Source organism: Pandoraea sp. LA3 (genome assembly GCF_022696215.1).
Classification (GTDB): domain Bacteria; phylum Pseudomonadota; class Gammaproteobacteria; order Burkholderiales; family Burkholderiaceae; genus Pandoraea; species Pandoraea capi.
Map to the genome: position 1 here is coordinate 106,091 of NZ_PTPY01000038.1, position 16,044 is coordinate 122,134.

At 64.5% G+C, this 16,044-nt stretch carries 14 protein-coding genes and 1 pseudogene; 8 read left to right on the plus strand and 7 right to left on the minus strand.

Annotation, left to right across the window (positions count from 1 at the left end; all coding sequences use genetic code 11):
- The first annotated feature begins 86 nt into the window (after window positions 1-86).
- Both C5N93_RS23045 and C5N93_RS23050 read left to right on the plus strand, forming a co-directional pair.
- A complete protein-coding gene (locus tag C5N93_RS23045; protein ID WP_242561063.1) occupies window positions 87-641 on the plus strand; it encodes a sugar ABC transporter in 555 nt (184 codons plus the stop codon).
- Between the two features lie 16 nt (window positions 642-657).
- Entirely contained in the window at window positions 658-1,494 is an 837-nt protein-coding gene (locus C5N93_RS23050) for an MBL fold metallo-hydrolase (RefSeq protein WP_242561390.1), read from the plus strand.
- Window positions 1,495-1,519: 25 nt separating this feature from the next.
- Here C5N93_RS23050 and C5N93_RS23055 read toward each other — a convergent pair whose 3' ends face one another.
- Both C5N93_RS23055 and C5N93_RS23060 read right to left on the minus strand, forming a co-directional pair.
- The gene (locus C5N93_RS23055) at window positions 1,520-2,719 is read right to left on the minus strand and encodes a YbfB/YjiJ family MFS transporter (RefSeq protein WP_242561064.1); all 1,200 of its coding nucleotides are present in this window, start codon (window positions 2,717-2,719) and stop codon (window positions 1,520-1,522) included.
- A gap of 165 nt (window positions 2,720-2,884) precedes the next feature.
- The gene (locus tag C5N93_RS23060) at window positions 2,885-3,814 is read right to left on the minus strand and encodes a LysR family transcriptional regulator (protein ID WP_242561065.1); all 930 of its coding nucleotides are present in this window, start codon (window positions 3,812-3,814) and stop codon (window positions 2,885-2,887) included.
- Between the two features lie 149 nt (window positions 3,815-3,963).
- Between C5N93_RS23060 and C5N93_RS23065 the strand changes: the two genes are divergently transcribed.
- Both C5N93_RS23065 and C5N93_RS23070 read left to right on the plus strand, forming a co-directional pair.
- On the plus strand, window positions 3,964-4,635 hold the full coding sequence (locus tag C5N93_RS23065) for a glutathione S-transferase (RefSeq protein WP_242561066.1): 672 nt from the start codon (window positions 3,964-3,966) through the stop codon (window positions 4,633-4,635).
- 56 nt (window positions 4,636-4,691) lie between these two features.
- On the plus strand, window positions 4,692-5,249 hold the full coding sequence (locus tag C5N93_RS23070; RefSeq protein WP_347403323.1) for a nuclear transport factor 2 family protein: 558 nt from the start codon (window positions 4,692-4,694) through the stop codon (window positions 5,247-5,249).
- Between the two features lie 59 nt (window positions 5,250-5,308).
- Here C5N93_RS23070 and C5N93_RS23075 read toward each other — a convergent pair.
- Together C5N93_RS23075 and C5N93_RS23080 are read right to left on the minus strand one after the other, a co-directional pair.
- Window positions 5,309-6,679 (minus strand): annotated as a pseudogene (locus tag C5N93_RS23075) (DUF2252 family protein); the annotation flags it as partial.
- A 15-nt stretch (window positions 6,680-6,694) separates the two neighbouring features.
- Window positions 6,695-7,549: an NAD(P)H-binding protein gene (locus C5N93_RS23080; protein ID WP_242561068.1), complete on the minus strand. Its 855-nt coding sequence runs from the start codon at window positions 7,547-7,549 to the stop codon at window positions 6,695-6,697.
- A 168-nt stretch (window positions 7,550-7,717) separates the two neighbouring features.
- Here C5N93_RS23080 and C5N93_RS23085 point away from each other — a divergent pair, with 168 nt between their 5' ends.
- On the plus strand, window positions 7,718-8,635 hold the full coding sequence (locus C5N93_RS23085; protein ID WP_242561069.1) for a LysR family transcriptional regulator: 918 nt from the start codon (window positions 7,718-7,720) through the stop codon (window positions 8,633-8,635).
- Between the two features lie 115 nt (window positions 8,636-8,750).
- On the opposite strand, the gene C5N93_RS23090 is transcribed toward C5N93_RS23085, so the two are convergent.
- Entirely contained in the window at window positions 8,751-9,659 is a 909-nt protein-coding gene (locus C5N93_RS23090; protein WP_150720324.1) for a LysR family transcriptional regulator, read from the minus strand.
- 97 nt (window positions 9,660-9,756) lie between these two features.
- On the opposite strand from C5N93_RS23090, the gene C5N93_RS23095 reads away from it, so the two are divergent.
- Window positions 9,757-10,281 carry a DMT family transporter gene (locus tag C5N93_RS23095; protein ID WP_242561070.1) on the plus strand — a complete coding sequence of 175 codons (525 nt, stop codon included), beginning with the start codon at window positions 9,757-9,759 and terminating at the stop codon, window positions 10,279-10,281.
- Between the two features lie 375 nt (window positions 10,282-10,656).
- Window positions 10,657-12,282 (plus strand): methyl-accepting chemotaxis protein, encoded by a 1,626-nt coding sequence (locus tag C5N93_RS28380; RefSeq protein ID WP_277990420.1) that lies wholly within the window; start codon window positions 10,657-10,659, stop codon window positions 12,280-12,282.
- 22 nt (window positions 12,283-12,304) lie between these two features.
- On the opposite strand, the gene dapA is transcribed toward C5N93_RS28380, so the two are convergent.
- The gene (gene dapA, locus C5N93_RS23110) at window positions 12,305-13,255 is read right to left on the minus strand and encodes a 4-hydroxy-tetrahydrodipicolinate synthase (RefSeq protein ID WP_242561071.1); all 951 of its coding nucleotides are present in this window, start codon (window positions 13,253-13,255) and stop codon (window positions 12,305-12,307) included.
- 562 nt (window positions 13,256-13,817) lie between these two features.
- Between dapA and C5N93_RS23115 the strand changes: the two genes are divergently transcribed.
- Window positions 13,818-14,771 carry a BON domain-containing protein gene (locus C5N93_RS23115; protein WP_242561072.1) on the plus strand — a complete coding sequence of 318 codons (954 nt, stop codon included), beginning with the start codon at window positions 13,818-13,820 and terminating at the stop codon, window positions 14,769-14,771.
- Window positions 14,772-14,924: 153 nt separating this feature from the next.
- Here C5N93_RS23115 and C5N93_RS23120 read toward each other — a convergent pair whose 3' ends face one another.
- Window positions 14,925-15,878, minus strand: coding sequence for a sigma-54 dependent transcriptional regulator (locus C5N93_RS23120; protein WP_242561073.1), 954 nt, complete (start codon window positions 15,876-15,878; stop codon window positions 14,925-14,927).
- Window positions 15,879-16,044: the final 166 nt, after the last annotated feature.

The window sequence follows — 16,044 nt, forward strand, 5'->3', positions numbered from 1 at the left end:
TAAAGCGCAAGATTAGCATTACGTTCATGCAATGAGAACGCGCGATTCACCAACGGATGCGCGCCTTCCGGGAACGACGAAACCTCATGATCTACACCGTGGAATGCAACTTCGCCGACGCGGCGAGCGAGGCGGAATGGAACGCCTTCTACAGCCTTGAAAAGCTGCCTGCCCTCATTTCCGTGACGGGTTTTCACACGTCGCAACGCTTCAGGGCGATGACTGGCGGATGCCCGGCTTACCTTGCCATCCATACCGTCTACGGACTGGATGTGCTGACCGGCGACGAATATCGCCGCAAAGGTGGCGGAAATTTTGCGCGATGGCAGCAGCACATCACCGATTGGCACCGAAACCTCTACAGCGACATTGGTCCGGCCCCGGCGGTGCAGACGGGAGAGCGGCTGGCGCTGTGCTCGCTCGGCCCGGCGCCGTTGATCGACATGGGGCTCAAGCCGCTCGCCATGCATGCGGTGGCGCTGGACAAGAGTCCGACGTCTCGCTGGCTCGCGGTATTGCCGGCGCATGACGCACGGCAGTACGCGCGTCCTCCTGAAAGCGTGGATCTCTATACGCCGATGAGCGACCAACTGACGAGCGCTCGCCGGCGTGCGCCGGAAGACAAGCGTGAACGAAACTGATATCAGGAGCCCAATGGTGCCCCCTCACACCTTCCCCAGCCAGCAAGTCGGCGACTTCACCGTCACGGCGATCAGCGACGGTTATCTCACTGCGAGTCTCGATTTTCTTTCGAACATCGACACTGCGGAAGCCGGGCGTATCCAGGAGGAGGCCGGAGAGCAGGCGCCTGCCGCCATCCACATCAACTGCTATGTCGTGCAAGGGGCCGGTCGCACGGTGCTCATCGATGGCGGCGCCGGTGGCATCAAGCAGTGGGGCGGTCATCTCAAGGGCAATCTGTTGCTCGCCGGAATCGAGCCTGCCGACATCGATACGGTGCTCCTCACGCATGCACATCCCGATCATGTCGGCGGACTGATGACAGAAGGTGAGGTCGCCTTTCCGAATGCGGAACTGGTCGTCGACCGGCGCGAGGTGGCATTCTGGGAGGACGATGCCAATCTGGCCCGCGCCAGCGAGCGGGCACAGGGCAACTTCCGGATCGCGCGACAGGTCTTCGATGGCTATCGCGCGCGGCTTCGCATGTTTGACGCCGGTGAGGTGCTTCCCGGCATCCGCGCGATGTCGTTGCCGGGGCACACCGAAGGACATACGGGGTACCTCGTCGAGTCTCGCGACGCCGGCTTGCTCGTCTGGGGCGATATCGTACATTTTCCCCACATCCAGATTCAGCGCCCGGACGTGTCGATTGCCTTCGATCAGGACACATCGCTCGCCGCGGCCACGCGAACGAGGCTGCTCGACCGGGTCAGTGCAGACCGGCTCCTGATCGCCGGGATGCACCTGGGCGAACTCGGCTTCGCAAGCATCCGGCAACAGAAGGGCGCTTACCGCATCGAATACGAAGCCTGACCCCTGCGGCGACGACCTCTGCGCGTCAGGCGCGCGCCATGCGCCCGGCAACGATGTTCACGACCAACCCGGTAGCCATGGCGACGCCGCCGACGATAAATAGCAGCGAGTAGTTGCCGGAGGTCGCTGCGAACAGGAACGACAGTCCGTAGGCCGCACCGGCCTGCAAGGTGGCGAAGCTGGTCGTCGCGGTGCTCCACGCGCCCTTTTGCGACGCAGGATGGTGCGCGAGCAGTTCGTTCACACGACCGAGCACGAGCGGCACGATGCCGGGTGTGAACGCCCCCATCACGAAGCTGGAGACGATCAGGGCGGGTAGTCCGAGTCCTAGCACGGGCAACACGACGGCACACATCTGCGCAACGTAAGCGACTCGCAAGGCGCGCGCGAAGCCGATGCGGTCGGCGAGGTGACCGACGAATATCGGGCCGACGATGGCCCCGAGGCCGTACAGCACCCAGTAATTCGCGCCGGCATCGAGGCCTTTGCCAAGACCCCGTGCGACATAGTCGACGAGGAAGATCATGTGCGGCACCAACGCGACGGCGTTCAGCGCGTATTCGACGTAAAGCGAGCGTAGCGTGAGCGGTGCGACTGCACGGTGCTTCGGATGCGCCGTGGCGGCGGTGGCCGGTGCGCCGTCGGGCCAGCCGCGCCACGCCACTGCCGTGAGCAGCAGCGAGAGCACACCCAACCCGATCCATGTCTGCGCCAGTCCCTGACGCAACAGCAGCGGCACGAGCGTGCCGGAGGCGGCGATCCCGAGCCCCAACCCCGCGAAGATCGCGCCGCTCACGATGCCGCGTCGCGACGGCGCGACGTGGGCCAGCACCGAGGGCGCCGCCATGACCATCAGCACCCCGCCCGCGAATCCCGACGCAAAGCGCCACGCGAAGAACCAGAGAAACGAGATAGGCCACGCACAGGCGAAGAACGCCAGCGCGGCGAGCAGCATCATGGCGCGCAGCACGATGACGTTCGGCGCATGGCGCGCCAGCACCCGTGCGCCCAGCGCCCCGGCGAGATAACCCCCGAGGTTGGCGGCACCGAGATAGGCCGCCGTGGCAGGCGCGAACCAGTGCGCGCCGATGATGGCAGGCAGCAGGGCGGTGTAGGCGAAGCGGGCAAAGCCGATACCGATGAGGCTGGCGCACGCGGCTGACAGCGTGGCGCGCCAGGCGTTGAAGGGGGCGGTCGTGGTGCCGCCGAGTACTGCATTGGACATGTTGACTCCGGGGACGCTGCGCCGTCCCCGGCTTTGGCCGGTACGGCGCGCAAAAGCGATGGAGCCAGTGTAGGTCGCGGCAACGGGCCGGAAAAAGGGCGTGCGCCGGAAGTCATTCTTCCGCGCCGCGTACGAATGACGGTGGCTTGCGCTCGCGCGTCGCTGTCAGGCCTTGCCCGCCGCGAGCTTGTGGACGTGCGAAAAATGCTTGCGCAGACGCGGCACGGCAAAGTCCACGAACGCGCGTACCTTCGGCACGGATAGTCGTCCCTGCGGGGTGATGATATGCACCGGCATGGGCGGATGTTCGTAGTTCTGCAAGAGAATCGTCAACGTACCGTCTTCCAGTTCCTTGACGATGTGGTACGTCAGCATGCGTGCCACGCCATGTCCCGCGACCACGGAGGCGATCGCGGCACGAATCGAGTTGACGATCAGTCGTGGCGTGAACTGAACGATCTGCGGCACGGCGCCGCGACCCGTGGGCGGAAAACGCCAGGAGTCGATGCCGAAATACGTCATGGAGACGATGCGATGCTTCGACAGGTCGGCGGGCGTCTCGATGGGCGGGTGCGTGGCGAGATATTCCGGTGAGGCTGCGATGATGCGGCGCACTTCGCCGACCTGTGTCGCCACCAGCGACGAGTCCGGCAGATGGGCAACACGTACTGCCACATCGACGCCTTCGTCGATCAGGTTGACAGGCAGATCGCTCAGTTGCAGCCGCACGATGACGTCGGGGTAGCGCTCGATAAAAGCGTCGGCGATCTCGCGCATGAAAGTTTCGCCGGCGGCGAGCGGCACGGAGATCGTCAATTGACCGCGTGGGTCGGATCGCTCCCCGGCGGCGATGACATCGGCTTCGTCGAGATCGAGCAGAATGCGCCGGCAGGCGGCGGCATAACGCTCGCCGGCGGCGCTGAGCCGGAGCGTTCGCGTGGTGCGATGGAGCAGAGCGGTGCCGGTGTGGGTTTCCAGATAGGCGATGGCGCGGCTCACGGCGGCAGCCGAGCGTCCGAGACGCCGGGCGGCGCCGGCGAGGCTGCCTTCGTCGACGATGGCGACGAAGACTTTCATGGCGTCGATTCGGTCCATGAGCGAGAACGGGATGAGACGCCACGAGGACGTCAGGGATTGTCGAAAGCCCGCGATGCGTTCGCGCACACGGACGATGAACAAGCGTACCCGTAAACCCGTCATTAAGGCGACAATGGCGTGCGGATTTCCCGCCGGAGCCAGACACCATGCTGACGGTCCATCACCTGAACAACTCCCGCTCGCAGCGCGTGCTGTGGATGCTCGAAGAGCTTGAGGTGCCGTACGAGCTGCAACGCTACGAACGCGATCCGAAGACTATGCTCGCGCCGCCCGCGTTGCGCCGCGTGCATCCGCTGGGCAAGTCGCCGGTCATCACCGACGGCGATCTGACGCTGGCGGAATCGGGCGCCATCATCGAGTATCTGGCCGACCGGTATGGTCAGGGACGTCTCGCACCACCACGTGATACGCCCGAACGGCTGCAATGGACCTACTGGCTGCATTACGCCGAAGGCTCGGCCATGCCGCCGTTGCTGCTCAAGCTGGTGGCACTGCGTATTGCCAGCGCGCCGATGCCGTTCTTCGTGCGTCCTATCGCGCGCAAGATCAGCGGCACCTTGCAGTCGAGCTTCGTCGACCCTCAACTGGCGTTGCATTTCGGATACGTCAACGATGCGTTGACCAGGACCGGCTGGTTCGTCGGCGACCAGTTCAGCGCGGCCGACATTCAGATGAGTTTCCCGCTGGAAGCCGTGGCGGCACGGGGTGATGCCCGGGGGCGTTGGCCCGCCATCGTCGATTTCCTCGAACGCATCCACGCGCGCGACGCTTATCGACGTGCCCTCATGCGCGGTGGACCGTACGAACTGCTAAGCTGATTTCCGTCATCGCCTTATTTCAGGCTATCTCCGACAAAACAGACAAGCGAAACGCTATGAAAACATCGATTGCCTCGTGGTTCGCCGTGGCTGCCACGATGACCGCCGCCTTCACCGTCCCAGCGCCTGCGGCCTACGCGGCGGAGGGGATGGCGCCGTTGCCCGGTTCCGCGATTTCGGCAGCGGCGACCGAAGGGCTGGGCGCGTCGGGAAGTACCGCCCCATCCGTTTCTGCGGCGCAGTTGGCTGCGAACAAGCAGGCCGTGCTCGCGTTCTACGAGGCGGGGCTCAACCGCAAGGACTTCGCAGCGGCGCGTCAGTACCTCGGCGACAAGTACATTCAACACAATCCGAATGCGCCCGACGGCATCGAGGGGTTCGGCAAGTTTCTGGAATTTCTGCGCAAGAATCAGCCGGACTCGCACAGCGACATTGTAAGGGCCTTCGCCGACGGCGATTTCGTGATCCTGCACGTGCGCAAGGTGCCGCATCCGGGCGATCTGCCCATCGCCATCGTGGACATCTTCCGTCTCGAGAAGGGCAAGATCGTCGAGCACTGGGACGTCTCGCAACAGACCCCGGCCAAGACCGTCAGCGGCAATTCGATGTTCTGATGAACCGAGGCGGTGCGCGCCGACGCTTGATGCGAGTGTCACGTCGGCGCGATACGCGCTCAGGATTCTGCGGAGAACATTCGCTTGCAGTGTTCGAGGTAAGCGGCTTCATGTTCGCTCGTGAGTTGCACCACGCTGTTCCAGAGCCAGACCGGCGTGTCGATGGTCTTCGAGCGATTGCGTTGCAGATCGGCCAGCCATGCGCGGCAGGTGGCGTCGTCCATTTGCCGTGCGTGCGCCTGACCGACGACACGCCCGAGGTAGTGCGCGACTTCGGCGGCGTCGTGTCGGGTGAGCGTCTCGATCTCGAGCTTGAGGTCCTGCGGGAGCAGTTCACGGATGACGACCGAGCGATCGAGCAGACGTGCCGCCCGCATGCGCTCTCCCAACGACGGCGACAGGTGCCGGGCGCCTTTCACGACACGCTCGGCGTTGTCACGTGGCATGCGCGACCCGGCATAGCGGGGCGCGGCCGCTTTCACGCCTTCCTTCAGATCCATCAGACAGAGGTCGTCGCCCTGCACGACGCCGCCGTCCACGTCGAGCAAGACGGCGTAGCGCAGGCGGCCGAGCGAGCTGCATCCCTTGACCCAGTAGGCGGCGTCGAGCACTTCGACCGCGCCGTCATTGGGACGCCCGCGCAGCGACGTTGCAAGACTCGCGATGGCATCGACCTGAAACAACGCTTCGATCTGCCTTTGTTCAGTGCGGCTCAACGGCCAGAAGCGTCGGCCCAGCGGAATCTTGGGACGAATGTCCTCGATACGCTCCAGCGCCAGATGTTTCCATGAGCGCTTGACCGCCTGCCGCATGATGAGGTCGACGGCTTCCGGACGAGCGTCGTCGGTCTTGCTGCGCTTCGTCTTGCCGTTGCCTTTGCGGGGGCGCGTCTTCGGCGGCTTCTCGCCGCCGGTCGACGCGTTGTCAGCTTCGCGATCGAACGCCGACATATAGCCCTGCGTGAGCGCTTCGAGCATGTGGATGATGGTCAGCCCGGAGAGGGCCGAGCCGCGTGCGGCGCTCGCCAGCGAAAGGGCGAGCCGGATCAGATCGTGAACGGGATTGCCGACGACGGTCTGATCGAGATCACGAATCAGCACGTCGACGTGACCGTGAGCATCCGCCAGCGGGCCGAGATTACCGGTGTGGCAGTCGCCGCAGATCCAGATGGCAGGACCCTGCGGCAGATTGACGTCGGCCTCGTCCAGCCATTCGTAGAACCGCACGGTGCTGCCTCGGACATACGCATGAGGCGAGCGCGCCATCTTGCGCTCGCGTTCGCGCGTGAGTCGTTCCAGCCGGGCCTCCGGCGTGGCCCATCGTTGTTTCTTTGCAGTGCTGAGGTGCTTGCCGTTCGCCATTGGTCGCTCCCTGAGAGCACGCTGCGCCGGCCGTCTGCGCGGCCGCACGCGTTGCAGTGCCCCCAGTGTCGACCAGAGCGCGCCTTACTGGCAAGCGACGAGTGCTTTCACGACATCGGCCAGCGGTGTCGTGCCGCGGCGCGGCGTGCCTTCGAACGTCATCCAGCCTTCGTTGAAGCCGTCGAGCATTTGCATGCGCGGTGTGGGATAGCGCATGCCTTGTGCGAGGAAGCGTGCTTCCCATTCGTCGCGCGCAATGACGTGTGCGACGACATCGCGACCCAGCTCACGACCCAGCGCCTGGGCGAGCAATGCCGGCGACACCGGTTCCGGGCCGCACAGTTCCACGACGCGTTTCCCTTCCCACGGCTCACGCAGCAACTGTGCCGCCGTCGTGCCGACATCGGCCGTCGCGACCATGGGAATCGCACGGTCGAGCGGCGACAGATAGCTTTCGAGCACGCCGTCGGTGCGGGCGCGGGCGACGTCCCACGCCGCGTTTTCCATGAACCATGCGGCGCGCAGGAACGTCACCGGCAGGTCGAGCGCGCCGAGATGTTGTTCGAGCAACGACAGTTGCGACAGCAGGCTGGGCTGCGTGGCTTGTGCGCCGACGGTCGACAGGCAGACCACGCGCGCCGGGCGGGCGGTTTGCAGCGCCTTGACGACGCCGGCGATATTGGCGCGCGATTCGGCGAAATCGGGCGACGGGTCGAAGTGCGGCGGCAGCAGAACGAACACGCCCTGCGCATCGGTGAAGGCGCGGGTAAGGGCGTCGGCATCGGCCACCTCGGCGATGGCGACGTCGCAGCCACGCGCTTGCCACGGGGCGCCCTTGGCAGCGCTGCGTACGACGGCTCGCACGGCGTCGCCCTGGTCCAGCAGCGTTTGTGCGACGACACCGCCCACTTGTCCGGTAATTCCTGTAATGACGTACATTTCGAATCCTTGAAGAGATCGCGGTCCCTACCGCGCTGGTCGCTATTGTCGTGAGATGATAGACATTTCGCGATAACATGAATGTCATTTGATTGATGCCGTTTTGGCATCTGATGTGGGTGTCTGATCTTGCATCTGATTTGGCGTCTGACGCCGGGGGAGAGAATCATGGCCGGATTCGATGAACGCATGCTCAACGGCATGAGCGTGTTCGTAGCGATCGTGGAGGCGGGAAGTTTTGCGGCGGCGGGCGAGCGTCTCGATATGTCGCAGCCGGGCGTGAGCCGTGCGGTGTCGCGACTGGAAGGGCGACTGGGGATTCGCTTGTTCGACCGCACCACACGCGTGGTTTCGCTCACCGACGAAGGGCGGCGATTCTATGCACAGGTCACCCCGTTGCTGGCGGGGCTGGAAGATGCTGCGGCGACGGCATCGGGTGGGGCGACGGCAGTGCGCGGCCGGTTGCGCGTGAACATCGATCCGTTCTTCTCGCGTCTGATTCTCGGGCCGAGTCTCGAAGCGTTTCTTGCGCAACATCCGGCTCTGCATCTCGAACTGATCACGAAGGACAGTCTCGGCGACATGATTGCCGACGGCTTCGATCTGGCGGTACGTTTCGGCGTGCCGCCGGATTCCACGCTCGTGGCGCGCAAACTGCTCGACACGCCGATCTACACGGTCGCGTCTCCGGCCTATCTGAAGCGGTGTGGTCGTCCCTTAACGCCGGAGGACCTGTCGTCGGAGGCGCACACCTGCATCGAGTTTCGCGACCCCCGCACGGGACGCCCCTTCGCCTGGGAGTTTCACCGCAAGCGCAAACGACTCGTGGTGCCGACCAACGGACGCCTCGTCGTCAACGACGCCGGCACGTTGCTTAGCGCCTGTCTGGCGGGCTACGGCATCGCCCAGGTGATGGGCTTCGGCACGGAAGGCTGGCGCGAGAGCGGCCAGTTGGTCAACCTCTTTCCCGACTGGCCCGACGAGCATTTCCCGCTCTATGCCTACCATCCGTCGCGTCACCATCCGCCCGCCAAGACGCGCGCGTTTCTGGATCTGGTGACGTCGCTGACCGCACAAGGGACGTAATCGCTGGCAATGACGTAAGTCGTGGGATAGCTATCGTGAAGTACGACCGTCCGGCGTTCGTGCGCCAGATCGATGGTTTGCTCGCCGGACCGGGACGCTGACGGTCGAGGTCTCGTCATTGCCCGTTCGAGCAGACCTGCACGATCTGTTCGCGCAGCCAGCGGTGCGCGGGGTCCACATCGCGTCGCGTGTGCCACACGGCCTGAAACGGGAAGGGGGGAATGGCGAAGGGCGCGGCGAAGCGCCGCAATTTCCGCTCGTGGCGCAGGTGCGCCACCGCGCGCTCGGCGACCGTCAGCACAAGGTCCGTGCCCGCGATCAACTCCGGGGCGATGCTCCAGTGCGGGAGCGTGACGGCCACGCGTCGCACGTGCCCTAACGCCGCGAGCGCCTGATCGATCTCGTTGTCCGCCCCCGGACGCATAGCGACCAGCACATGCGGCCGGGCGATCCATTGCGCCATCGTCAGATGGCCACGCGCAGGCAACGTCGCGCGATCCGCCAGACAGACGAACGACTCGTCGAACAACGTCAACGTCTCCAATTCGCCCGGAAAGTCGTGAAACACCCCTAGCGCGAGATCGATTTCGCCATCGAGCAATTGCGTGAGCATCGCCTCGCGGCTCGCCTGCGTGGCAGCGATATCGATGCCGGGCGCGCGCTCGCGAAGCCGGCGTGTGAGTGCGGGGAGCGCCACGCGGGAACCATAGTCGGACAACGCGACGCGAAACGTTCGCCGTGCCCGGCGCGGATCGAATGTCGGCGCATGCAGCAGCCCTTGCAACTGATCGAGCGCATCTTCGAGCGGGCGCTGCAATTCGAGCGCCCGGGCCGTGAGGACGAGCCCGCCATCGCGCCGCACTAAAAGCGGGTCGTCGAAGATCCCGCGCAGTTGCGCCAGTGCATGGCTCACCGCCGGCTGGCTGCGGTGCAGTCGCAGGGCCGCACGGGAGACGTGACGCTCCGCCAGCAGCGCATGCAGCGTCAGCAGCAGATTGAGGTCGATACGACGCAGATCATCCATATGACGAATAGTTTGTGTATCGATTACGAATTTCCATTATTGAAATGGATGATTCATGCTGAAGGCAAGCCTTATTTACGAATAGAGAGGTCACCTCATGAATGCATCCTTCACGCCCCAAATGCCGGTATCCGTGCTGTTGCCGTTGGTGGTCGCCATGCTCGCCGGCGCGGTCGTGCCGTTCCAGGCAGGCAGCAATGCCGCGCTCGGACGCACGCTCGGGCATCCACTGTGGGCAACGGTCGCGTCGCTGCTGGTCAGTCTCATTGTCGTGCTGCCCGTGCTGATCGGCATGCGCGCCGGGTTGCCGAATCTCGCCGCCGCCGCGCGCGGTCCCTGGTGGCTGTGGATCGGCGGCCTCGCGGGCGTGGCCTACATCACGGCCGCGCTGGTGCTGACGCCGCGTCTGGGCGCCGCCAACTTTATCGTTTGCGTGGTGGCGGGGCAGGTCGTCGCATCGCTGCTCATCGACCATTTCGGCCTGATGGGACTGCCGACCAAGCCCGTCAACCTCGTGCGGATTGCCGGGGTCGTGCTGATCGTCGCGGGCATGATCGTCGTGCAATGGGGCACTCGCGCCGCACCGGTGAGGGCCTCGGCGGCGAGCGCCATCGGCTCGTGAATGTCGTGACGCCGACGACATGCCGGCTGGTCATCGGCGTCATGCGGTCGGCATTGCGCTCAACGTCGATGTAATCGGATCCCTGATATATGTGATTCAAACGGTTCCAGCACGTTTTCGGTGCATGTGACCACCGGTGGAAAGCCTTGTGTGACGGGCGTTTGCGGGCCGTCGGAGGAATTTGTCGAGAGGAAGCTCAAGTTTCGTCAAAAGCATTCGTTAAGTCTCGTCAGAGGTCCAGAGAGAAGGACCTGAGAGACGGGACTGAGAGAGACAGCGACTGCCGTGCCGACCGGCGGCAGATCGTGAATACGACCGCGAGACGACGCAAGACGAATCGCCAACATCGACACATCGACCAAAGCGCGCAAGGCAATGTTCAAGAACCTGAGTATCAGCAAACGGCTCGCCGCCGCCTTCACCCTCAACGTCGTGATGCTGTTGGTCGTGGCGGTCGTCGCCGTGACGAAAATGGCGACGATGGACAAGAACACGCAACTCATCGTCTCCGATCTGAACAACAAGATTCTCGAATTCCACCACCTCAAGGACCGGGCGGCACACGTGGCGGTGCTCATGCGCGACATCGCCATGTCGGAAGACGCCTCGCAGCTCGATGCCCGTCTGGGCAAGATCGACGAACTGCATCGCGCGAACCTCAAGAGCCTCGACGCCATGGCGACGATGTTCTACACCGAGAAGGGCAAAGCGCTCTACGCGACGTTGACGACCGCCGGTGCCGAGTACGGCAAGCAGATCGACCGGTTCAGAACGTTGGTGCACAACGGCGATTTCGCCGCCGCAAAGAGCGAACTGATGGGGCCGATTCAAAAGGCGCAATTGGCATTTTTCTCGCCACTGGATGACCTGATGGACGTAGGCAAGGCCGTGAGTGCGAAGGAAGCGGCTGATGCGAACGACGCCTACCTGTCCGCACGGTTGTGGTTGCTGGTGACACTGCTGGCATCCGTGGCGGCATCGGTTGCGAGCGGCATCGCGATTGCGCGCTCGGTAACGCGTCCGGTGCAGGCGGCGGTCGATGGCGCCAGCGCCCTGGCAAGCGGGGATCTGACGCACCGGGTGCAGGTGGATTCGACCGATGAAATCGGTCAGATGGCGAACGCGCTCGATACCGCAATCGCACAGCTCGGCCATCTCGTGCGCAACATTCAGGGCGCGTCCGGCGCGATCGATACCGCCGCACGCGAAATCGCCCAAGGCAACACGGACCTCTCGCAACGCACGGAAGAGCAGGCGGCGTCGCTCGAAGAAACGGCAGCGTCCATGGAAGAGCTGACGTCAACGGTGCGCCAGAACGTCGAGCATGCGCTGGAAGCGAAGCGTCTGTCGCAGGAAGCGTCGGGCGTGGCCGATGCCGGTGCGCAAAGCGTTCGCGCCGTGGTCGAGACGATGCAGGCGATGGCCAGCGCCTCGGCACGCATGAGCGAGATGATCTCGGCCATCGAGGGCATTGCGTTCCAGACCAACATTCTGGCGCTCAATGCGGCCGTGGAGGCGGCGCGCGCGGGCGAGCAGGGGCGTGGCTTCGCGGTCGTCGCGGGTGAAGTGCGTACGCTGGCACAACGCTCGGCAGGCACGGCCAAGGACATTCGGGAACTGATCGCGGCGTCCGTCCAGCAAGTGCAGGACGGCTCGTCGCGCGTGGAAGTTGCCGGTCGCACGATGGACCAGATCGTCGTGTCGGTGCGCCGTGTGAGCGAACTCATCACGGAAATTGCCGCCGCGAGCGACGAACAGGCGCGCGGCATCGAGCAGGTCAATCAGGCCGTCGCGCAGATGGATCAGGTCACGCAGCAGAACGCCGCGCTCGTGGAGGAGGCGGCAGCGGCGGCTGAACACATGCGCCAGCAAGCGGGTGAACTGGTGACCGAAGCGTCGAAGTTCCGGGTCAATCGCGAAGGCGCGGCGTATGGCAGTGTCGTCTCCACTTCGTCTATGCCTGCAATGTCAGGCGAAGTTCGCTTGCGCGCCGTCGCCTGACGTCAGACGCACACTAGCCCGATCAGGCGGCGTTGGCCGCCTTCGCGCCAAACGCGGCGTCGATGGCGGCGACCGCGTCCACCAACTGCTGCGCCAGCGCCGGCGACGCGCTCGTCATCGGCGCGCGCAGCACGTCTTCCAGCAAGTCCTCACGCGCGAGCCATGCCTTCACCGGGCCGGGATTCGCTTCCGAGAACAGCAGCTTCACCACGGGCATGAGCGCGTGGAAAAGCACGCGAGCCACATCGAGTTGCTGCGACTGAACGGCGCGATACAGCGCCGCGTAATGCGCGGGACGGCAGTGCGACGACGCAATGATCGCCCCATGTCCGCCCATCGTCAGCGTCGACAGCAACTGATGGTCCTCGCCCGCCAGCACCGACAGGCGGCCGTCGGCGATCAGCGCCTGTGTTGTGTGCGCGTTGCCGCCACAGTCCTTGATACCCCGGATGTTGTCGTGACCCGCGAGCGTCAGCAGCGTGTCGAGGGTCAACGTCGTGCCTGTGCGGTAGGGGATGTCGTACAGCACGAGGGGCGCGTTCGAACGATCGGCCAGCGTGCTGAACCAGTCGATGAGACCCGCTTGCGACGGGCGGATGTAGTACGGGGCCGGGACTAGCACCCCGGCCAGCGGGAGCGCATTGAAGGCGTCCAGCCGGGTCAGCGTGTGCCCGAGGTGGTTGCCCGCCAGCCCGGCGATCACTGGCAGACCATCGGCGTGCGCGAGTACGGTCTCGAGCACTGCAAGTTGTTCGGCGTCGTCCAGTGCCGCGGCTTCGCCCGTCGTACCGCAGATCACGAAGCCCGCAATTCCCGAGTGGCGGTAATGCGTGACGAGGCGCCGCAGCGCGGCATGGTCGACGGGCGTATTCGCGCCTTCACGGGTAAACGGGGTGATCAGCGGCAGCCAGATGCCGCGAAAGCGGGTAGCGGTAACGGTGGCCGGTGTTGTCTGCGGTTGCGCGTCTTGCATGGTGTCTCCCTGGACGATACGAATGCGATGAACGAGTGGTGACCTGTACGGAAACCGTTCAGCAGGGCGACGCAGAGATGGACACGCGTGGGAGACTTCGGGGCAGGCTGGCCGGGTGTTGCAGCGGCGCGAGGCGCGGGGCGGGACTGCCGGGTCCACGTGGCTATTCCGTCGCTCAACTGACGGAACAGCACGCTCCGGTCAGTTGAGCGACTGTTTTTTGCTTTTGACGAACGCACCCGCCTGTCCGGTGAGGACAGCACGCAAAGCTTGCGAGCGGAGGTGGCTGAAATTCGTCATGCGGTGACTCTATACGCGATGCGCGGGTTACGTCAAGCGAGTTGACGGAAAGTCGACAGCATCGTGCGGGTCCCATCGTCAGGGCGAACTTGCCAGAAATGGAAAAAAATCCTCGTTGGCCGTCCGTACGACCTGAGTACGTGCGCGGCGCTGCTGGCGCTGGAGGGTGGCATACGACTTGCACGCAGTTGTCTGGCGTCGATGCAGGCTGAACGGAGGCCATTGCTTCCGGGCCGGCGGCGCCGTTGAACAGGAGATCATCATGCAACGACGAAATCCCATGTCCGCCACCCGCGATAACGAGCGGCAACTGCAAGGCGGCGGACAGCGTGGCCAATACCGTCGCGACTACGACGACGAGGCGATGCAGCGCGACTTCTCCGCCTACGATCAGGAGGACGACTACGGCATGCAACCGTCGCGCGGGCGCGGCGAATGGCGGGCCGACTGGAGCGAATCGGGCCGTTCGCGCGGTGATGAGTTCCGTGACGAGCGCTACGGCAGCGGACGTGACACGCGTGATTCGGGCGACTCACGCTATGGCGTCGGGCGTCAGAGCGAAGGACAAGGCTATTCGCGCGACGCTTACGGCCGGGACTACGGCCGTGATTACGACCGCGACTACGGTAGCGGGGTGTCGCAGGGCGGGGCACAGCAGCAACGCTACGGGACGGGCGAGCCGGGGCAGGGGCGGTGGCAGGGGCGTCAGGACGCGGGACAGCGCGGCTATGGCGACTATGGCGGTTATGGGCCTTACGGCGGCAACTCGGGCGGCCCTTCGATGGATATGCGCCACCGGCAGGGGCCGAAGGGCTATAGCCGTACCGACGAACGCATTCGCGAAGATGTCTGCGAGCGCCTGTGCATGGCCCATCAGCTGGAAGTGCAGGAGGTCAGCGTGCAGGTCAAGGACGGTCACGTCGAACTGCAAGGTCATGTGCCGCAGCGCTGGATGAAGCACGTCATCGAAGACGTCGCAGAGCAATGCTTCGGCGTGCAGGACGTGGAGAACCGGATTCGCACGCAATCGTCCGGTAGTCAGGGGGATCACCCGCACGGGGGCACGGGCTCGGGCACGTCGGCGTCGCACCGCTCGCCGGGGCAGTCCGGCACCGTGGGCACGGCGGGCTCAAGCACGGCTTCCAGCGCGGCAGGTTCCACGGGATCGTCGTCGGGGACTTCCGGCACGTCTAACGAATCAGGCAAGCATCACTGAGCGTGACCGGCTGTCGCGGTCGCTAAGCAAGACGCACAGAGGGCGGCGACCGCGTCAGGCGCGTTGGCGATGTCGTGCCTGTCGGCGACGTCGCTGAGGCGCGTGGTAGTCGCGCATAGTGTTGCGGGAGGGACACGAGAGGGAAGCGTCGAGTCAGCGCTGCGCCGAAGACGAGAGACGGTTATAGAGCGTCTTGAGACTCACGCCAAGCGCGCGCGCCGTACGGGGTTTGTCGTTTTCGTGATGCGCCAGTGACGCGGCGATGAAGCGATGTCGCGCGTCTGCCAGCGTGATGCCGCGAGGCAATGCCAATGCGCCATCGTGTATCTCCGGATCGGACGGTGGGGCGGTATCGATGACGATATGCAGCACGCTGTCTGCGAGGATGAACGCGCGCTCGATGACATGATGCAGTTCGCGAACATTGCCGGGCCACAGATGGCTGTTCAACTGGCGCAGGGACGCTGCCGACAATCGTTTGGGTTTCGTCAGCCGCCGCGTGCGGGCATTGAGCACATCGAGATGTGCGTTCGCAAGCGCGGCAATGTCGCCCGCTCGATGACGCAGCGCCGGCACGTGAAGGGTGAAAGCGGCGAGCCGGTAAATCAGATCGTTTCTGAGTGTGCCGCTTCGCAGCGCCTGCGAGACGTCGTGACGTGTCGCGGCAATCACGCGCACATCGACCGCAACGGACTGAGTGCCGCCGACGCGGCATATCGTGCCCGACTCCAGCGCACGTAATAACTTGACTTGCATCGACGGCGTCATGTCGCCGATCTCGTCGAGAAACAAGGTGCCGCCGTGTGCCGACTCGAAATAGCCGCGACGCCGGTCGACCGCGCCCGTGAAGCTGCCGCGCTCGTGACCGAACCATTGCGATTCCGCCAGATCTTCAGGCATGGCGCCGCATGGCACGGCGACGAATGGGCCGTCGCACCGCGGGCTGGCGGCATGCAGCGCCCGCGCGGCAAGTTCTTTGCCGCTTCCACTCTCACCGAGGATCAGAACACTCAACGCTGTCGGGGCGACACATTCGATTTGCGCACGCAGCGCACGAATGGCGGGTGATCGGCCTGACAGGGATGCGGACTCGGGGCGAGGTGTCATGCCGTTGTGACGTGAAGTGCACCGCGAATATCCCGAAGATTCGCAAATTCGACATTGAAATTCTGTAACCCGTCACGGCAATGCATAGGAAGTTTCGATGACGTCATGCCGAACGGCATCGCAAAAAACGTAGTCGAACAGGCAATCACCGATGTCCGGAGGGTTC

Bases quoted from the DNA above. Each gene is read 5' to 3' on its own strand.
- C5N93_RS23045 (WP_242561063.1), top strand. From the start codon at position 87: ATGATCTACACCGTGGAATGCAACTTCGCCGACGCGGCGAGCGAGGCG.
- C5N93_RS23055 (WP_242561064.1), bottom strand. From the start codon at position 2,719: ATGTCCAATGCAGTACTCGGCGGCACCACGACCGCCCCCTTCAACGCC.
- C5N93_RS23060 (WP_242561065.1), bottom strand. From the start codon at position 3,814: ATGGACCGAATCGACGCCATGAAAGTCTTCGTCGCCATCGTCGACGAA.
- C5N93_RS23065 (WP_242561066.1), top strand. From the start codon at position 3,964: ATGCTGACGGTCCATCACCTGAACAACTCCCGCTCGCAGCGCGTGCTG.
- C5N93_RS23070 (WP_347403323.1), top strand. From the start codon at position 4,692: ATGAAAACATCGATTGCCTCGTGGTTCGCCGTGGCTGCCACGATGACC.
- C5N93_RS23080 (WP_242561068.1), bottom strand. From the start codon at position 7,549: ATGTACGTCATTACAGGAATTACCGGACAAGTGGGCGGTGTCGTCGCA.
- C5N93_RS23085 (WP_242561069.1), top strand. From the start codon at position 7,718: ATGGCCGGATTCGATGAACGCATGCTCAACGGCATGAGCGTGTTCGTA.
- C5N93_RS23090 (WP_150720324.1), bottom strand. From the start codon at position 9,659: ATGGATGATCTGCGTCGTATCGACCTCAATCTGCTGCTGACGCTGCAT.
- C5N93_RS23095 (WP_242561070.1), top strand. From the start codon at position 9,757: ATGAATGCATCCTTCACGCCCCAAATGCCGGTATCCGTGCTGTTGCCG.
- C5N93_RS28380 (WP_277990420.1), top strand. From the start codon at position 10,657: ATGTTCAAGAACCTGAGTATCAGCAAACGGCTCGCCGCCGCCTTCACC.
- dapA (WP_242561071.1), bottom strand. From the start codon at position 13,255: ATGCAAGACGCGCAACCGCAGACAACACCGGCCACCGTTACCGCTACC.
- C5N93_RS23115 (WP_242561072.1), top strand. From the start codon at position 13,818: ATGCAACGACGAAATCCCATGTCCGCCACCCGCGATAACGAGCGGCAA.
- C5N93_RS23120 (WP_242561073.1), bottom strand. From the start codon at position 15,878: ATGACACCTCGCCCCGAGTCCGCATCCCTGTCAGGCCGATCACCCGCC.